Origin of the sequence: Bacteroides sp. OM05-10AA (assembly GCF_003439055.1) — a bacterium.
In the GTDB taxonomy this organism is placed as follows: domain Bacteria; phylum Bacteroidota; class Bacteroidia; order Bacteroidales; family Bacteroidaceae; genus Bacteroides; species Bacteroides intestinigallinarum.
Window position 1 is genome coordinate 124,238 of sequence record NZ_QSUR01000011.1, and the last position, 18,903, is coordinate 143,140.

At 42.1% G+C, this 18,903-nt stretch carries 11 protein-coding genes; 7 read left to right on the forward strand and 4 right to left on the reverse strand.

The genetic code is table 11. From position 1 onward, the window contains the following. Positions 1 to 38 precede the first annotated feature (38 nt). A complete protein-coding gene (locus DXB58_RS10965; protein WP_122136731.1) occupies positions 39 to 2,168 on the forward strand; it encodes a cation:proton antiporter in 2,130 nt (709 codons plus the stop codon). 21 nt (positions 2,169 to 2,189) lie between these two features. Here the strand turns inward: DXB58_RS10965 and DXB58_RS10970 are convergent, their stop codons facing one another. Next, the gene (locus DXB58_RS10970) at positions 2,190 to 6,233 is read right to left on the reverse strand and encodes a hybrid sensor histidine kinase/response regulator transcription factor (protein ID WP_122136732.1); all 4,044 of its coding nucleotides are present in this window, start codon (positions 6,231 to 6,233) and stop codon (positions 2,190 to 2,192) included. A 151-nt stretch (positions 6,234 to 6,384) separates the two neighbouring features. Here DXB58_RS10970 and DXB58_RS10975 point away from each other — a divergent pair, with 151 nt between their 5' ends. The 4 genes from DXB58_RS10975 to DXB58_RS10990 all read left to right on the forward strand — a co-directional run bounded on the left by DXB58_RS10975 (position 6,385) and on the right by DXB58_RS10990 (position 11,266). Then, positions 6,385 to 8,799, forward strand: a complete 2,415-nt coding sequence (locus tag DXB58_RS10975; RefSeq protein ID WP_122136733.1) for a TonB-dependent receptor domain-containing protein — start codon at positions 6,385 to 6,387, stop codon at positions 8,797 to 8,799. A gap of 35 nt (positions 8,800 to 8,834) precedes the next feature. Further along, positions 8,835 to 9,680 carry a DUF1080 domain-containing protein gene (locus DXB58_RS10980; protein WP_117936247.1) on the forward strand — a complete coding sequence of 282 codons (846 nt, stop codon included), beginning with the start codon at positions 8,835 to 8,837 and terminating at the stop codon, positions 9,678 to 9,680. 156 nt (positions 9,681 to 9,836) lie between these two features. Then, positions 9,837 to 10,331, forward strand: coding sequence for a hypothetical protein (locus DXB58_RS10985; RefSeq protein WP_008999018.1), 495 nt, complete (start codon positions 9,837 to 9,839; stop codon positions 10,329 to 10,331). Positions 10,332 to 10,420: 89 nt separating this feature from the next. Continuing rightward, positions 10,421 to 11,266 carry a hypothetical protein gene (locus DXB58_RS10990; protein WP_122136734.1) on the forward strand — a complete coding sequence of 282 codons (846 nt, stop codon included), beginning with the start codon at positions 10,421 to 10,423 and terminating at the stop codon, positions 11,264 to 11,266. A 43-nt stretch (positions 11,267 to 11,309) separates the two neighbouring features. On the opposite strand, the gene DXB58_RS10995 is transcribed toward DXB58_RS10990, so the two are convergent. The 3 genes from DXB58_RS10995 to DXB58_RS11005 are packed head-to-tail and all read right to left on the reverse strand — an operon-like array spanning position 11,310 to position 16,940. Beyond that, positions 11,310 to 12,671: an efflux transporter outer membrane subunit gene (locus tag DXB58_RS10995; RefSeq protein ID WP_117936251.1), complete on the reverse strand. Its 1,362-nt coding sequence runs from the start codon at positions 12,669 to 12,671 to the stop codon at positions 11,310 to 11,312. A 12-nt stretch (positions 12,672 to 12,683) separates the two neighbouring features. Further along, on the reverse strand, positions 12,684 to 15,827 hold the full coding sequence (locus tag DXB58_RS11000) for an efflux RND transporter permease subunit (RefSeq protein WP_122136735.1): 3,144 nt from the start codon (positions 15,825 to 15,827) through the stop codon (positions 12,684 to 12,686). 9 nt (positions 15,828 to 15,836) lie between these two features. Further along, positions 15,837 to 16,940 (reverse strand): efflux RND transporter periplasmic adaptor subunit, encoded by a 1,104-nt coding sequence (locus tag DXB58_RS11005; RefSeq protein ID WP_008999022.1) that lies wholly within the window; start codon positions 16,938 to 16,940, stop codon positions 15,837 to 15,839. A 230-nt stretch (positions 16,941 to 17,170) separates the two neighbouring features. Here DXB58_RS11005 and DXB58_RS11010 point away from each other — a divergent pair, with 230 nt between their 5' ends. Then, complete coding sequence (locus tag DXB58_RS11010; protein WP_122136736.1) at positions 17,171 to 18,178, forward strand: sensor histidine kinase; 1,008 nt, start codon at positions 17,171 to 17,173, stop codon at positions 18,176 to 18,178. Continuing rightward, the gene (locus tag DXB58_RS11015) at positions 18,175 to 18,882 is read left to right on the forward strand and encodes a LytTR family DNA-binding domain-containing protein (protein ID WP_122136737.1); all 708 of its coding nucleotides are present in this window, start codon (positions 18,175 to 18,177) and stop codon (positions 18,880 to 18,882) included. Before DXB58_RS11010 ends, DXB58_RS11015 begins: the two co-directional genes overlap by 4 nt. The last annotated feature ends 21 nt before the right edge of the window (positions 18,883 to 18,903 follow it).

Genomic DNA, 18,903 nt, shown 5'->3' on the forward strand with positions numbered 1-18,903 from the left:
GTTATTTTGCGGAACAAATATCACGAACTTGTCAAATTATGGATTGGATTGGCCTTGATTTAACATTCCCTATCACCGACCCTACATGGATATTTCTCCTTGTACTCCTAATTATATTGTTTGCTCCAATATTATTGAATAAGCTGCGCATCCCTCATATTATCGGTATGATCCTGGCAGGATTGGCTATTGGCGAACATGGATTTAATATCCTGGCATGCGATAGCAGTTTTCAGTTATTCGGCAAAGTCGGGCTCTATTACATCATGTTTCTGGCTGGTCTGGAAATGAACATGGGAGACTTCAAAGAGACGAGAAACAAAGCATTAGTGTTGGGATTACTGGCTTTCATCATTCCCATCGGGATTGGGTTCGTGGCAAATGTATCTTATCTGAAATACGGCGTAATCACTTCTGTACTGCTAGCCAGTATGTATGCCTCCCACACACTCGTTGCCTATCCCATCGTCACCCGCTTCGGTATATCACGCCATCGTAGTGTAAGTATTGCTGTAGGAGGAACGGCGGTGACGGATACGCTCACACTGTTGGTACTAGCCGTTATAGGCGGATTATTCAAAGGAGAAACCGGTGGTTTATTCTGGATTTGGCTAGTAGTAAAAGTAATCTTTCTAGGAGCACTTATCATCTATTTCTTCCCACGCATCGGTCGCTGGTTCTTCCACCGATACAATGACAACGTGATGCAGTTCATTTTTGTGCTTGCAATGGTCTTTTTAGGAGCAGGACTGATGGAACTCGTAGGTATGGAAGGTATTTTGGGAGCTTTCCTCGCCGGATTGGTACTCAACCGGCTCATTCCGCACGTTTCTCCATTGATGGATCATTTAGAGTTCGTCGGTAATGCCCTCTTCATTCCTTATTTCCTTATCGGAGTAGGAATGTTAATCAACCTACGGGTTATTTTCGGACATGGGGATGCTTTAAAAGTTGCTGCCGTAATGATAACCATGGCACTGACAGGCAAATGGATTGCTTGCTGGCTGACACAAAAGATATACAAGATGTCTGTTCTTGAACGAAATCTGATGTATGGTTTAAGTAACGCACAGGCAGCAGCCACATTGGCAGCCGTATTGGTTGGATATAACATTATTCTGCCCACCGGCGATCGCTTGCTGAATGACGATGTACTGAACGGCACAGTCTTGCTTATCCTGGTCACTTGCGTAGTGAGCTCACTGATTACCGAACGGGCAGCCAGAAAGGTGGCAATGGATGACTCACTATCGGAAAATGAATCTTCAAAAGAAACAGAGAAGATTTTAGTATCCATAGCCAACCCGGACACTATCGAGGACATGGTGAATCTGTCTCTAATCATACGTGATTCTAAATTGAAAGATAATCTACTAGCCCTCAATGTAATCAACGACAATAATAATTCCGATAATCTACGACTTCGAAGCAAATATTACCTGGAAAAAGCGGAAACGACAGCAACAGAAGCAAATGTACCACTAAAGAAAGTCACACGGTATGATTTGAATATAGCTTCCGGCATTATACATTCAGTCAAGGAAAATGAGATCACAAGTATTATCACCGGTCTGCATCGTAAGAAAAATATCACAGACTCATACTTTGGAATACTTGCCGAACACTTATTGAATGGATTAAACTGTGAGATAATTATCTCTAAGTTTCTAATACCAGTCCATACAATCAAACGAATTGTCATTGCCGTCCCTCCTAAAGCCGAATACGAATCCGGTTTTCCTCATTGGATGGAGCATTTCTGTCGAATGGGAAGTACCCTCGGATGCCGGGTACATTTCTTTGCCAATGAAAAAACAACCATACGCCTACAAGCGTGGATAAAGAAACGGCATAAGCAGACACTTACCGATTTCTCCCTTTTGGAAGACTGGAATGACTTGCTGGTGCTGACGGGACAAGTAAGCTACGACCATTTATTAGTTATTATCAGTGCACGACCGGGGACTCTCTCTTACGACAGTTCTTTTGAGAAACTACCGAGACAGCTTAGTAAATACTTCTCCAACAATAGCTTAATCGTATTATATCCTAACCAATCGGGAGAACCATTAGATACGTCGTTCTTCTCTAAACTATACACTGATACCGAAACCCGGCATTATGAGAAGGTGGGCAAATGGTTTTACAGGTGGTTTAAGAAAGACTGATATTTAGTATAAACCTGTATTTTAAATCACCACCTGCGCATGCTCCCTTCTGTATTCTGTCGGAGTACAATTATACTTTTTCGAGAACGCCCTATAAAAAGTGGAACGGTTGGTAAAACCGGATTGAAAAACAACCTCATCAATAGTGAGTTTCGTTTTCAGCAATAAATCCGTCGCTTTTGCCAACCGGCAATCACAGATTAAATCAGTTAGAGTCACACCTTCAATTTCTTCCAATTTACGATAGAAAGAGCGAATACCGATGTTCATTTTCTCTGCAATCGTATGAGCCGTCAATTCCTTATTACTAATATTTTTATTGATAATCCGTAGAATCTCATTCACGAATTTCCGATGCTCTTTATGAGACAGTTTACCATCTTTCAAGGTATATGAGCTTAAAGGAGATGAGAAATATTCTTTCAGGCTCTCTTTTCTCTCTAACAAACGTCGAACAGAAGATTTTAAATAATCGACGTCGAAAGGTTTAGTTATATAAATTTCCGCACCTGCGTCCAGTCCTTCTGTTTGTATTCCGACATCCCGCTTTGCGGACAAGAATATAAAAGGAATATGAGCTATAGCCTCATCCGACTTCACTTCCCGTGAAAAGGCCAATCCATCTACGCCTGGCATAACCACATCACTAATGATAATGTCCGGATAGACGTCTTTCAATATTTTCAATGCTTCCACAGAATTGGTTGCCGTCAACACATTATAATCATCCTTAAATATGTCAACGATCAGCCATTGGATCTCTATTTCATCATCCACTATGAGAATAGTCGGTTTTAATTCATCCATATTGTTTGGAGGAATTGACAAAGCAGAATGATAATCTAATCTGTAGTCGGGCAAGGAGATCGGTTCTCCTTCATCAGCTGCCATTACACACGATTCAAGAGATGGTAACTGTACCCGGAAGTGTGTCCAATCATCCGGAACACTTTCCACTTTGATACTGCCACCCAACAGATGAACCATATTATGAGAAATGGCAAGACCCAATCCGTTTCGCGACCAAAAGTGATCGTTCTTTTCAAAATGCTGCAAGATACGATAACGGTCAAACAAAGTTGAAATATCTTTTTCGGCTATTCCTTTCCCTGTATTGGAAACGATGATCCACAAGTTGTCCTGATCCATTCCAATCTTTATTCTTACTATCTTCTCATTCCCTGCATATTTGAAAGCATTCGACAGGAGATTAGAAAGAATCGTCACTATAAAATCCTTGTCCGAGTTCCACTTTAGAAAAGGAGAGATATCTTTTTCTAAGAAAATCTTATGTGATTCTGCCATGTCCGTAAATGACTCCACCAGTTTATTGGCTATAGCCGTTATATCCACAGGGACGATGACCGGCTTTTTGTATCCGGATTCTATTCTGTTAAACTCAATCAAATCCTGAATCAGAGAGTTCAACCTTTCAGCATTTTGCCTGATTACAGATGTATATCTTTTAGCAGATTCGGTAAGCCCTTTTTGCTCCATAAGCCGGTTGCACGGTCCGTAAATAAGCGTTAGCGGTGTGCAGAACTCATGGGATATATTAGTAAAGAACTGAAGTTTAGATTCATATATCTCCTCTTTATGCTTTTGTTCTATCTTCTGTAACTGCTCCCTCTTATTTTTTTCCTGATGAGCCATCCACATCCTGACTATGAACAATATGCCAGCCAATGCAAACAAAAGATAGGCACCATAAGCCCAATGAGATGCATACCAGGGCGGAAGTACTTTGATATCCATTTTACAGATATAACTTTCTTTCCTCAATGCCTTATTATAATACTTCACATACAGTCTGTAATTACCGGGATGGAGGTCAGCAAATGATATGACGTTGGAGTTTCCATTGTATGTCCATCCCTTCCCCTCACCGTCCAACTTGTAATAGTAAGAATGACTATTCCCATTCAAATGATCGATAGCTGCAAAAGAAAGAGTGAAAAAATTCTGTTCATGGGATAATTCCAGAAAAGTATTATTTCCTTCTTGAGAAAGAAATTTCTCTACCGGATACTGCTGTTCCCGTATAGTTATTGCCTTAAAATAGATTAGCGGCATATAATGTTGTCCCTCATCAAAGTAATTCCTCTCAACGGTAACGAAACCATTGGTGCCTCCAAAATAAAGAATCCCATTCTTTGCATCTCTGAAAGAAGCTCCTTCATTAAATTCCAGTATCGAAAGTCCGTCATGGTGGTCATAGCTCCTGATAGACTCTGTATCCGTATTGTATGAAATCAATCCGCGATTGGTACTCAACCAATAGTCAGAATAAGAATCAAAAAGAATGCCATATACACTATTGGCAAAAAGATCACCCGCTTCATTCAATACCTTATAACCCGTAGGATTATATTTCACAAGACCCAAATTAGTTCCAAGCAGATAATTCCCATGATAATCTTTCTGCATCACATTGGTTTCATTGATTGCATATCCTTCCAAACGGATATTCTTTAATTTCGAAGTTTTTATATGTAATTTATAAACACCTTCCCCCCTATTCATGCACCATAATACGGAATCCCCCTCCGGATAAATATCCTGAAAACAATTCGCGAACCTATCCCCATCTTTCACAGAGAACTGCTTGATAACCGTAAGTAAAGGTGTACCATTCCGCCATTCAATATGCGCCTTTATAATTCCCACCCCCATCGTAGAAACCCACAATAGCGAATCCTTTTCATAAATGTCCGATATAAATTCAATCTCTTTCCCACCGCTCGACAAGGGAACAGGAAAAACACGATTCCTCTCACTATCAAAATAGGTAAGCCCTTTTTCACTCCCAATCCAAAGATTCCTCTGCCTGCTTTCGTCCAAAGAAAGAATAACATTATCCCGCAACTGACTATTACCGGCAGTTAACAATTTCAGTTCATGGTCTTCTACTTTCTTATCCACCTGAAAATTATCTATCTGTAGAATTCCTTCTCCTCTGGTACCTAACCATAATGTATTCTTTTTATCTACCCATAAAGCACTTACAGACTGATGTAAATCAGGTATAAAGTCACTCAAGTGAAAAGATTGAATGGAATACATATCATTTGAATAAAGATATATGCCATGCCCTAAAGTACCAATCCATACCAAATCCTGATATTTATCCTTATAGATGCAACTGATTCCTCCCGGCACATTCACTTCCTCAAGAACATACCCCCGGTCATTCTTCCTTAATAAAGACAACCCTTTCGTCTTAAATCCTATAAAATAATCATGATGGAACTTGATTAATGAACTGATTTCGTCTTTTCCAGCTATATGTTTTATTAAGTCGCAAACGAGAAACAGTTTTTGAGCCGATGTGTCAAACTCATACAGTGTATATGTATCATCCACAAAATAAAAAACAGAACTATCATCACTTATTCCATACCTAATGCCTGCCGAATGCTTATATCCGGCGGAAGGTTCCAGTTTTATCGTCCCCTGCCGACTAATCTGTATAGAAAAACAAAGAGCGACACCATTCTTCTGGAATATCCACAACTTTCCTGCATTGTCAGTAAAAAAGGCGACAATATCATTCGCTCTTAAACCGGGAACAAATACCTGTTCGAAACATTCCTGATCCTTCAACTTATAATAAATGCAATAATTCCCCTGTATCAGATAGATATTGCCATAGCAATCCTTGTTCAAAAAAGAAATCCGGTTGAACATATCAAAAGATTCTATTGCTGACGATTCAAGATTTATTTTATGTAACCCATGATAGGTTTGGAGCCATAACAGGCTATCATTCACTTGCATGATTTTATGAATGTTGCTGCCTGTGAAGAAATTCTCGTTATGTTCCGGACCATATTTCATCACACGTTTGCCGTCATACATATCGAGTCCCCGGTTTGTACCGATCCAAATCAATCCTTTCTCATCCTGATGGATAGAAGAAATGATACCACTGGAAAGATTCTCCGAATTATTAATCTTCCGCAGGTTGAAAGCTTTTGCAGATACGGCAACCTGCAAAAGAAATAGAGAAAGTAGCAAACAAGCAATCGTTTTCTCTCTGTTATCTATACCGCATAATGAAATCATGGACAAATATAGACTTATTTCTCCTCATAGTTATGTCTCACAGTGACAAATGTATCTCTCTGTGTGACACAGGTATCATATTTTAAAGGTGCTATTCTCCGGATATAAAGTGTCTGAATACCTTTGCCTCATCACATTTAAAACATTTATCATGAAAAGTACATTCACTCTCATCTTCTTTATGTTCTGTTTCCATTCTTTTATGGCAACGGCTTCACAAATCAAAGGAAACATTCGCGAAAAAGGAACGGGAAACCCGATAGAATTTGCCGACGTCATATTGTTGAAAGAAGGAACAGTCACGGTATCCCATGTTCTCACAGAATCCAATGGGCATTTCCTGTTACCCGACATCGGAGCCGGAAAGTATTCTTTAATGGTAAGACTTCTCGGATATGATGTTTACACCCAAGATTCAATCATCATCCGTTCCTCTTCCGCTCCTGCACTGGATTTGGGAATCATAGAATTACAACCTTTAGAGATCGGCATCACCGAAGTGGTGGTAGAAGGAACTAAAAGACAGGTCGTTTACAAATTAGATAAAAAGATCATTGATGCATCCAATGCACTGATGAGCAGCGGCGGAACAGCAGTCGATATTCTGGAAAACACTCCTGCCATCCGGGTGGATGCAGACGGAGAAGTAACATTCAGGGGAAGCAGTGGTTTCAAAGTATATATCGACGGAAAACCGAGTTTCTATTCAGGAAGCCAGGCACTACAACAGATACCCGCCGGACAAATAGAAAACATCGAAATTATAACGACTCCTTCTGCACGTTACAACACAGACGGAGAAGTCGGCATGATTAATATCATCACCAAGAAAAACAAGCAACAGGGTATCAATGGCATGATAAATGTATATGGCAGCACAGCTCTTTCCAACGGCGTCGACTTCCTATTATCCCAGCAACACAACAAATTGCAATGGCATCTTGCCGGACACTGGAACCAGCCCATACGCGAGAGCGACTTCGAACAGAGAAAAACAACCATTGTCGATCACATAACCACCACTTCCACATCCATCGGTCCCAGAAAAGGAAAAAATTATCACTATGGTTTACGGGGAGGCATTGATTATTCTTTCTCTCCCCGGACATCAATCAATGCTGAACTGCAAATCGTTTATGATAAGTTCACCCGGGAAGGAGACTTGGATTATACAGAAACACATACGGATGCCAATGGTACATCTACTCCACACAATAACAATAGCCGGGATGATTTCGACCTACATTCAACAGTTAATATCGGAAAAGCCGGATTTTCGCATAAGTTCAACAACAACGGACATACGCTCACCGGAAGTTTCATGGCAGGCTTTGAACAAGATCCTCTCGAATATTTCCAGAGTGACCTTTTCGACAAGCAAGGGCAACGTCAACAAGGCCATCGTGCCTGGGAAGATGAAATACGCCGGACCATACAATGTGATCTTGTTTACAATTACCCTTATAGCAAAACCGGACTTTTGGAAAGTGGTTATCAATTTCACTCTTACCTGGAGGATGGTGATTACAGCATGCAATTCTGGAATCCGGCGAAAGAAGAGTTCTACTGGCGTGAAGACATCTACAACACATTTTATTTCCAACGCGGAATCCATTCGGTTTATCTGATGGGAAGCGATAGTTACAAAGCGTTCGACATACAGGCAGGTCTAAGAGGAGAACATACCCATCAAGTATTGCGAAGTTCTATTGAAGGAGCCAATCGCACGGTAAACCGTTTCGAAGTATTCCCCTCCATACACGTCGGTTATACATTACCTCACGAACAAAAACTGACATTTGCCTACTCGTATCGTACCAATCGCCCGGAACTCTTTTACATGGAACCTTATATCACTTACCGCGATTATTATACTGCCGAAATAGGAAATCCCGACATACGTCCCGAATATATACATTCCTACGAACTGAATTACAAAAAGAATATCGGTGAACAAGTATTACAATCCAGTCTGTTTTACCGGTCGCGCAAAGATAAGATTGAACGCTTGCGAGTGCCCTACGAAGCAGGAGTTACATTAGATTCGATGGCCAATGTAGGAAACGATCACGCTTTAGGCATGGAATTGAGCGGACAATTCATCGTAAATAAATGGTGGAACCTGAACGTAAACGGAAATGTGTACTATTATAAGGTAGTAAACAATATCAATTCCGGAGGAAAAGAAGAAACCAGCACTAATTATGATATTACCGTGAATAATCTTCTCCGTATTTGCAAAAATACCCGTATTCAGCTGGATGGAAACTTTGTAGGTCCTTCAGTAACAACACAAGGCCGCTCGGACTCTTTCTGGTTCGTCAATCTGGCTATTCGCCAGCAATGGTTTGGCTCTAATCTGCAGTCCACCTTGTCCTTCCGGGATATATTTAATTCCGCCCGTTATAAGAATGACATCACCACTCCCAATCTGGAATCGGTCACACATATACGACCGAAATTCCCGGTTATCACTCTATCTATTAGCTACACCTTTAATCATTTCAAACGGAGTTCACAAAATTCACGGGATAACCGGGACTTATTTGAAGGAGTCAATCACTAAAAAAGCTATATTTACAGCCATTAAACTGTTTAATTATGAAACAACTATATAAATTATCCCTCCTGGTCCTGGCTTTATTCACAGGGATATCCTGTCATAACAGATCCTCATCAAGGAACCAACCCGAAGCCTCCAATAAAATAGGACCGGAATTTGAAGATATAAAGAAAGCAATTATCAATCTTTCCGACTTTCCCGCAGATCAGGAAGGTTTCATTCATTTATTTGATGGCAGTTCTCTAAAAGGGTGGCGCGGCTATGGAAAAGACCATTTACCGGAGAAGTGGTCTGTAGAAAACGGTGTGCTCCATCTTAACAGTTCAGCAGCCGGAGAGGGAGGAGATCTTATTTTCGCTTCTCCTTTCAAAGATTTTGAATTGGAACTGGAGTGGAAGATTTCCAAAGGAGGTAACTCCGGCATTTTTTACCTCACACGTGAAATAACAACAAGAGACATGAACGGGAAAAATCGGTTAGAGCCGATTTATATATCCGCACTTGAATATCAGATACTGGACGACGAACATAATCCGGATGCCAAATTGGGAAAGGTCAATAGCCGGATATCCGGTTCACTTTATGACATTATCCCCGCCATTCCGCAGATAGCCAAGCCTTTTGGAAAGTGGAATAAAACAAAAATTAGAGTCAGGCAGGGGCACGTCATCCATGAATTAAATGGGACCAAAGTCATGGAATGTCAGCTTTGGACACCCGAATGGAAAGAAAGGCTCCAAAACAGTAAATTCAGTGAAACCAAATGGCCGTTGGCTTTTGAGTTACTGAACAACAGAGAAGAAAAAGCGAAAGAGGGATATATCGGATTGCAGGATCATGGTCATGACGTATGGTTTCGTAATATCAAGATAAAAAGAAATTAGATTAGCAAAAGAAGTATGCAATAAAGGCATTTTTAATGCGGGAAGCATTAGAAAAGTTAGGAAAATCCCTATATGTAATTAGGGAGAATCACTCGTATAGGAAGTTTTCTTACTTTACATTTGTAACATCAAGAAAACACATAAACTATACTTAATATGAAAAAGAATCCAACCTTTTTGCTTTTGCTGCTGACAATACTATTCAGTAGTTGCTATACGTCTGCAATCAGTTATAATAACTTGAATCGTATAGAACGGGGAATGTTTCCTAAAGATGTGATAGCTATTTTGGGTGAACCCATTTATCGAAGTTTTGATGATAAAAGCGAAATACTTGAGTTTCGTTCTTCCGAATATCCTCCAGCCAGAGTTGTAAGAATCAGGTTTGTGGATAATAAGGTGGTAGAGATGGAGAGTTATCTGGACAGATATGATAATTGCCGTGACGAAAACAAGACGAGCAAAGAAAAGAAGGAAGACAAATCTTCTGAAAAGGAGACAAGTTCCAAGGTCCGGGTTTCAACAGACGGAAAACACTTCGTACAGATGGGCTCAATCTTAGTCACTCCAGAGGGGAAACATGAAATAATAGTAAGTAATAGCGGAGGATTAATTATCACTGCATCGGGTGAACATATACATACATTCTAGTATACAGCATAAGACTTGAACTGAAAAGTGCTTTTTTGTTTATAAATAGAATGTATTTGTTTACATTTGCATAATTAATACACTCACACATGGCAACTTACACTCATTTCGCAAAACAACCCGATGTCTTGAAACATCTGATACTCTGTAAAGTACTCAAGAATGAAACTCCGCAAGTATATGTAGAGACCAATTCGGCATGTGCCATCTATCCGATGACACAAACCCCGGAGCAACAATATGGCATCTATCATTTCCTGGAGAAAGCAGACGAGGTCCCATCTCTAAAAGATTCTGTATATTACCAACTGGAAAGCGGAGAGATGGCAAAAGGGAATTATTTAGGTTCACCTGCCTTGGCTATGAATGTATTAGGGAAGCAAGCAAAAAGGTTTGTATTCTTTGATTTAGAAAAGAGTGCACTGGAGAATGTGGGTACCTATGCCCAACAAATCGGATTAAGTCCATTTGTAGAGATATATCATGCCGACTCTTCAAGAGGTACCATAGAGCTATTGCCCTCACTTCCCACATCCTCTTTCATCCATATCGATCCTTACGAAATAGACAAGAAAGGAGATTCTGGAGTAACCTATCTTGATGTCCTGATACAGGCTACTCTATTAGGAATGAAGTGTTTATTATGGTATGGATTCATGACCGGAGATGATAAAGCATCTTTGGACAACTATATTACATCCAGTCTGGAAAAGGCCGGCATCAAAGATTACACAGGTGTAGAGCTTACCATGAATTCAATAAGGAAAGACAGTGTATTATGTAATCCCGGCATTTTGGGAAGTGGTATTCTGGCGACCAATTTATCCCAAACCTCCACAGATATAATCCTTGATTACAGTAATCAACTGGTTGATATATACAAAGATGCTAAATACAAAGATTATGATGGGAGTTTATATATTCAGCATCTTTGATATCAACTTATTAACAATTTTATTTTAATCCATCTACTATCAATCAGTATCCTCCTCCCAATGCATGATAAAGATTAATAACTCCCTGTATTTCATCAAAACGATTGGAAGCGACGGATAATTCCGCCTGCAACAGAGTCTGACGGGCAGTAAGTACTTCCAGGTAGTTTTGCGAACTGTGCCGCATCAACAGTTCGGAACTACGCACCGCGGACTGAAGCGAAGTGACCTGCTGTTTGGAGAGTGCCAAACGGCCTTGCGCCTTCTGCCATTGCACCAACGCATCGTTTACTTCCGTTCCTGCATCAAGCAAACTTTGGCGGAAGGTGAGTAACGCCTCTTCCTGTTGTGCTTTCGCTATTTTCAGATTAGCAATATTCTGCCCGCGATTGAAAAGTGGCTGAACCAATGAGCCGACAGCGGAAAGCAACCACTGTCCGGGATTGGTTATAGCGCCACCTGCCGAGTTTGTCCATCCTGCGGAACCACTCAACGTGATAGAGGGATAAAAAGCAGAACGTGCCTGATTCGTTGCATAAAAAGCCCCAGCCAGTTCAGCTTCCTTTTGACGAATATCCGGACGACGGTGCAACAGTTGCAACGGCACTCCGGTTGAAAGGGATTCCGGGAAACGCTGGTTGTCAAGTGTAGAACGTGTTATCAGCTGCGGAGCCATACCCAACAGGGCGGAAAGAGAATTCTCCATTTCACTGATTTGCTGTTCAATAGAAAGTACGGAGGCATCTACCGATAGCTTGCTCGCTTCTGTTTGGGCAACAGCCATTTCCGTCGTTTGTCCGGCTCTTTTCAATGCTTTCATTGCACGCAGGTTCTCATCCCATGTTTCAGCCGTGCGACGGGTGATATCCAGTTGCTTATCAAGCATCAATAAGGTGTAGTAACTATTGGCAATCGTTGCTACCAGTTGTGTCTGTACCGCTTGCCTATAGGCTTCACTCTGTTCGAGGGCGGCTTTGGCTCCTCGTTTGGCATTGGTCAACTTTCCGAAAATATCCAGTTCCCAGTCTGCCGATGCTGCCATATCATAGGTCTTGGAAGTTTTCGAACCATCCACGCCACTCAATGTTCCTTGCGGAGTGAGCGATACAGAAGGCAGATAAGCCAACTTGGAAGAAAGCAGTAATGCTTCCGCTTCTTTCACTTTCAAACGGGCGATATTCAAATCGGTATTATTCGCAATACCCGTTTCAATCAGTTGCTGCAGTTGCGGGTCAGTAAATAACTCCTTCCACGAAAGGGAAGCAATGGAAACGGTATCCGCTGCAACCACCGGCTGCCGGTAAAGACTGTCGGTGACCGTCATATCCGGACGTTCATAAGTCCGGTACACATGACAACCGCTCAATCCGGCCGACAGGAATAAACATATTATTATCTTTTTCATACACTTCAACAATTAAAGATTCTCCAACTCTGCCGGTTTACGTGCCGGCATCAGTTTTTCCTGAAGATACTGGAATACGATAAACAATACAGGTACGATAAACAACAGAGCAACCGTACCGATCAACATTCCACCTACGGTTCCTACACCGATGGAAATATTACCGTTCGCTCCTACTCCCGATGCAAACATCATCGGTAACATACCAAATATCATCGTAAGAGAAGTCATCAGGATTGGACGCAGACGGACTTGCGCAGCCGAAACAGCCGCTTGTGTGATTGTCATTCCCTGACGACGGCGTTCGGAAGCATATTCCGTAAGCAGAATAGCTGTCTTCGACAACAAGCCGATTAGCATAATCAAACCTGTCTGTAAATAGATATTATTCTCCAGCCCGAACATCTTGGCAAAAAGGAAACTTCCGGCAAGTCCGAATGGTACAGAAAGAATCACCGCAATCGGAATGAACAAACTTTCGTAGAGCGCACAAAGAATAAGATAGATAAAAACTACACAGATGATAAATACCAGTGTTGTGGTATTCCCTGTGGAGGATTCTTCACGTGACATACCGCCGAACTCAAAGCCATAACCTGCCGGTAATACCTGTTCCGCAACCTCACGTACCACCTGAATAGCTTGTCCGGAACTGTAACCATCTGCCGGAGCACCATTGACGGAGATGGCAGAGAACAGATTGAAACGCGTCAGTGACTCTGCACCGTAGACTCGTGTCAAAGTGAGATACTGACTGACAGGAGACATCTCTCCGTTGGAATTGCGGACAAACATATTATTCAATGCTTCGGTATCCAGACGGAATTCCGGTGAAGCCTGTACCATTACACGGTAAAGTTTGGAGAAACGGTTCATATTGGATGCATAGTTACCACCGATATAGCCGGACAAAGTACTCAATACATCTGAAGGTGACACTCCATTCCGCTTACAAAGGGCGGCATCCACTTCTACCAGATATTGAGGGTATTTTGTATCGAACGAAGTAGAGGCACGTCCGATTTCAGGCCGGGCATTCAACGCGTCAATCATCTGACGGGTGTATTTCAGCAGATCTTCTATCGAACCGCCTTTCTGGTCCTGGATATAAATCTCAAAACCACTACTTACCCCATACCCGGGAATCATCGGTTGTGCAAAGGCCATAATCTGTGCAGAAGAAATATCATCCGTACGCCGGTAAATCTCGTTAATAACAGCATTGATACCGTCTTCCTTTTCCGTACGTTCATCCCACGGTTTCAGACGAACGATAAACATACCGTTTGATGCTCCCTGACCACTTATCATACCGTTACCCGTCACTTTAGAGAACATTCTGATTTGTGGTATGTCATGGATACGCTTATCTATTTCATCCATTACGATCTTGGTTTCTTCCAGACTGTTTCCGGGTGAAGTACGCACGTCTACAAAGATAGTTCCCATATCCTCTTGAGGAACCAATCCGGTCTTGGTGGTTTTCATCAGAAGGAACAATCCCGCACAAGCGACTAACAGCAATGCTCCCGCCAGCCATTTACGTTTCAACATGAAAAATACACCACTCTTATATTTCAGAACCAACCGATGAAAAGCACTATCAAATGCCATGTGGAAACGGGATGAGAAACTCAACTTCTCCCCTTTCGCAGCCTCCATGTGTGGTGTCATTATCAGTGCACAGAGAGCGGGACTTAAAGTTAATGCGTTAATTAGAGATATTGCTACGGCAACAGCCATGGTCAGTCCAAACTGGGTGTAGAACGTTCCGGTAGTTCCTCCCATAAAACATACGGGAATAAATACCGCCATGAAGACAAAGGTGGTAGTTACCAGTGCCGAAGTGATGCCACCCATAGCATCAATGGTGGCCCGGTAAGCAGATTTATATCCCTCGTCGAACTTTGCCTGCACCGCCTCCACCACAACAATAGCATCATCCACCACCGTTCCGATAACCAACACCAGTGCAAACAATGTCAACATATTCAGACTGAAACCTGCGGCATAGAGAAAAGCAAAAGTACCCACAAGGGAAACGATGATAGAAATGGCCGGAATAAACGTAGACCGCAAACTTTGCAGGAAAACGTAAACCACAAGTACCACTAACAGAATGGCTTCAATCAAGGTTTTTATCACATTCTTAATGGATGCATCCAAGAACTCTTTCGAACTCATCAGGTCTACCAGCTCCATCCCTTTAGGCAATCCTTGAGCAATTTCTGCTGTCACCTTATCTATTTCCTTAATAATCTCATTGGCATTCGAACCGGAAGTCTGCGCAATCATACAGTTGGAACCGGGATGCCCATTCACTTCACCGATGTATGTATAAGAGCTGGCACCTAATTCGATACGTGCCACATCTTTCAGTCGTAGCACCTCTCCTCCTGCCTGCGAACGGATCACCAGATTGCCATAATCCTTTTCTTCTTCATAACGTCCGCGATATTTCAGTACATACTGAAAAGTATTCTTCGATTCGGCGCCAAGCGTTCCCGTAGGGGCTTCCAGATTCTGTTCGTCAAGTACCGTCGTGATGTCGGACGGAACCAGTCCATACTTGGCCATCTTAGCCGGATCGAGCCAGATACGCAACGAATAGTCGGCTCCCATCACATTCACCTCACCCACACCGGCAATACGTGAAAGACGGGGTTCGATATTGATCTTCAGATAGTTATTCAGAAAACTTTCATCGAACGTGTTATCGGGGCTATACAATGCCAATGCTTTGATATTACTTGTCTGGCGCTTGCGGACAGTGATACCGCTGCGGGTGACTTCTGCCGGTAATAATCCCTGTGCCGTAGCAATACGGTTCTGCACGTTAACTGTCGCCATATCGGGGTCAGTCCCCTGACGGAAGTAAATGGTTATTCTCGCTGAACCGTTATTGGTAGAGGAAGAGGTCATGTACATCATATTCTCTACTCCATTGAGCGCTTCTTCCAATGGCACGACTACACTCTTCTGTACTGTTTCCGCATTAGCACCGGTATAGGTAGCGGAAACGCTGACGGTAGGAGGTGCAATTTCAGGAAACTGTTCAACGGGAAGCTGCGAAAGTCCTATCAATCCGATGATAAGAAAAACAACCGAAATTACTCCTGCGAGAATAGGCCGGTCTATAAATGTTCTGATTTTCATAACGGCATCTTATTCTTTAGTCGGATCACTCTTGATTACTGTTCCCTCACGCACCAGTCCGGCACCTTCGGCTATAATAACATCACCCGGCGCAAGTCCTGTTTCGACGATATATTCAGTACCGTTATTCAATCGGAACACTTCTACCGGAGTTGATTTCGCTTTGCCGTCGACTACTTTATATACAAATATGCGATTCTGTAATTCGTAAGTAGCCGCTTGCGGAATGATGATACATCCTTCTTTGATAGTAGGAACTACTACTTTACCACTTCCACCGTTACGCAGGAACTGGTCGGGGTTGGCAAAAACAGCCCGCAACCCAACAGCACCGGTTCCTTCATCCACCGTACCGCTGATAGCGTCTACCTTTCCGGTATGAGAATAGGTTTTTCCATTACTCATAGTCAGTTCCACTTCGTCCATGTTTTCTATCGCTTTTTTAAGTGAGCCATACTGTTGCACAAAGTCGAGTATCTGATTCTCCGTCATGGAGAAATAGGCATATACTTCGCTGTCGTCCGAAACAGTGACTAACGGTTCGGTGATACTGCTGCTCACCAACGCCCCTACCCGATAAGGAATCATGCTGGCTACTCCGTTCACCGGACTTTTCACTTCGGTATAAGAAAGGTCATTGCGCGCATTCACTTCCTGTGCTTTAGCCTGTGCCAATGCCGCTTCTGCTGCCGCTTGTTCATTGCGGGCTGTTTGCAAATCGAACTCGGACACAATCTGTTCTTTGTAAAGTTCAGCTTTGCTATCCGCTGTCAATTTAGCAGTGGCAAGTTTGGCTTCCGCGCTTTTTACATTAGCCACTGCTGTTTCCAACGCTGCTTTATAAGGAACCTGGTCGATAATGAAAAGTGTCTGTCCTTTATGAACGGGATCTCCTTCATTGATACATATCCCGGTGATTATGCCACTCACCTGCGGACGAATTTCAACATACTGCCGCCCTCGTAGCGTAGCTGTATAATCGGATTTCAAAATCTGGTTACTTTGTGTTACGGTAAGTGTTTTGTACGTGGCATCTGCCTCTTTCTGTTGCGAACCTCCACAAGCGCATAACAGAGGCAAACAAACTAAGGCAAAAATGATTAGTTGTTTCATTGTAGCTATATTTAAATGATTGTTAATGATTTATAACCCATTATTCCATAAAAAACACGACTGACCAAATCTAAGAATTATCAAACAATAAAATAAGAATGTAGTGACGAACGGCAAGAATATGATGACGAACGACAAAAGGGAATGCTTGGGGTTTCAGAACAATCTTTTATCTTTGCAAAGAAGTGAGAAAATATACTTCCGGGAGTTAAACGAGCAATGAGAAGAATATGAAACGTACTAATATACCTGTTTACATCGACTTGCTTTTCTGTCTGGTAATCATGCCGCCCATCATCATGTTAGTGCCGGTAGACAAATGGATTGTACACCACACGGTCTTTATGCTGACCCTGATTGTCTATCTCTACGGTCTGTACTTCATCTACCGTAAAGTGAAACTACCGATGCTTTTCATGCAACGGAAGTTCGGACATATCTTATTGCTCATGTTATCGCTTATCTTTATCACATGGTTGCTAACCCACTTTCCATACCCACCGGAACCCAACAATATAGACCCGATGATGCATAAAGCCCGGCAACACATGCGAGCGCAAACTGTGTGGTTCTTTTTCCTGGTAGTGACGGGGTTCAGTCTTTCCATAGAACTGATTTTTGAACTTTTCCGGCAAATTCTTTCCAAACAGGAGATTGAAGCGGAAAAGAACAAGGCGGAACTGGCTCTCTACAAGGCGCAAATCAATCCGCACTTCCTTTTCAATACATTGAACGCCCTCTACGGACTGGTACTTACGAAGTCGGACAAAACAGAATCCGCCTTTATCAAGTTTTCCAATATCCTGAAATATATGTATGCCCAGACTACTTCAGATCTAATTTCCATAAGCAACGAAGTAGAATATATACGCCAATATGTTGATTTGCAATCTTTGCGTTTAAACAAGCATACGAAAGTGGCATTTGAAACCGAGATGGATGACGAACAGATACAGATTCCTCCGATGATTCTCATTACTTTTGTCGAGAACAGTTTCAAATACGGCGTTTCGTCCGACACGGACTGTACAATTTTTATTCGTATCATTGTAAAGGAAGGGCAGCTTATCTTCGAAACCGAGAATATGATTATGAAGGAGAACCATCAAAATCCTCATGCCATCGGAATAGACAATTGCCGTAAACGGCTGGAACTTCTTTATCCCAACCGCTTTGTATTGCTTACAAAAGAAGAAAACGGATGTTTCAAAACCTATCTTAACATTCAACTACGATGAAAAAGCTGACTTGTATCGCTATTGACGACGAACCGATTGCATTGCTCATCATCAGCCAGTTTTGCGAACGAAAAGGCGGACTGGAACTTACTACTTTCAGCGAACCGCTGACCGGGCTGAAAGAAATAGCCCGGTGCAAACCTGATCTGGTCTTTCTGGATATTGAAATGAACAGCATCAGCGGACTGGATATTGCCCATGCACTTCCTCCTGAGAGTTGTCTCATCTTTACGACAGCCCATGCACAGTATGCACTGGACGGCTTCGACCTCGATGCCGTGGATTTCCTGCATAAACCCTTCGCTTACGAACGATTTGAGAAGGCAGTGGAGAAAGCGATTGTCTTTATCGAAGCACGCCAGAACAAACAGCCGGAAAACATCATAATCAAACAAGAATACAATAATATATCTATTCCTGTCTCCGATATTCTTTATATCGAAGCAATGGAAAATTATACGAAAATATTCCGTATAAACGGCAACTATATATTATCGCGCACAAGTCTGAAAAGTATTCAGGAGATGTTACCCGAAAAGGCTTTTCTACGTACGCACCGCTCGTATATCATTCCGATTAATAAAGTGGAACGATTTTCTAAACGGGAAATAAACCTGACCGGATGCCGGATTGTAATTCCCATAGGAAGACAATACGCAGAAAATGTCTATGCTACATTGACGGCCAGGAATATGACACAATAAACAAGTATACAGAATACCGGA

Excerpts from the sequence above, each read along its gene's own strand:
- DXB58_RS11005 (WP_008999022.1), bottom strand. The coding sequence starts at position 16,940 with ATGAAACAACTAATCATTTTTGCCTTAGTTTGTTTGCCTCTGTTATGC.
- DXB58_RS10985 (WP_008999018.1), top strand. The coding sequence starts at position 9,837 with ATGAAAAAGAATCCAACCTTTTTGCTTTTGCTGCTGACAATACTATTC.
- DXB58_RS11015 (WP_122136737.1), top strand. The coding sequence starts at position 18,175 with ATGAAAAAGCTGACTTGTATCGCTATTGACGACGAACCGATTGCATTG.
- DXB58_RS10990 (WP_122136734.1), top strand. The coding sequence starts at position 10,421 with ATGGCAACTTACACTCATTTCGCAAAACAACCCGATGTCTTGAAACAT.
- DXB58_RS10975 (WP_122136733.1), top strand. The coding sequence starts at position 6,385 with ATGAAAAGTACATTCACTCTCATCTTCTTTATGTTCTGTTTCCATTCT.
- DXB58_RS11000 (WP_122136735.1), bottom strand. The coding sequence starts at position 15,827 with ATGAAAATCAGAACATTTATAGACCGGCCTATTCTCGCAGGAGTAATT.
- DXB58_RS10980 (WP_117936247.1), top strand. The coding sequence starts at position 8,835 with ATGAAACAACTATATAAATTATCCCTCCTGGTCCTGGCTTTATTCACA.
- DXB58_RS11010 (WP_122136736.1), top strand. The coding sequence starts at position 17,171 with ATGAAACGTACTAATATACCTGTTTACATCGACTTGCTTTTCTGTCTG.
- DXB58_RS10970 (WP_122136732.1), bottom strand. The coding sequence starts at position 6,233 with ATGATTTCATTATGCGGTATAGATAACAGAGAGAAAACGATTGCTTGT.
- DXB58_RS10965 (WP_122136731.1), top strand. The coding sequence starts at position 39 with ATGGATTGGATTGGCCTTGATTTAACATTCCCTATCACCGACCCTACA.
- DXB58_RS10995 (WP_117936251.1), bottom strand. The coding sequence starts at position 12,671 with ATGAAAAAGATAATAATATGTTTATTCCTGTCGGCCGGATTGAGCGGT.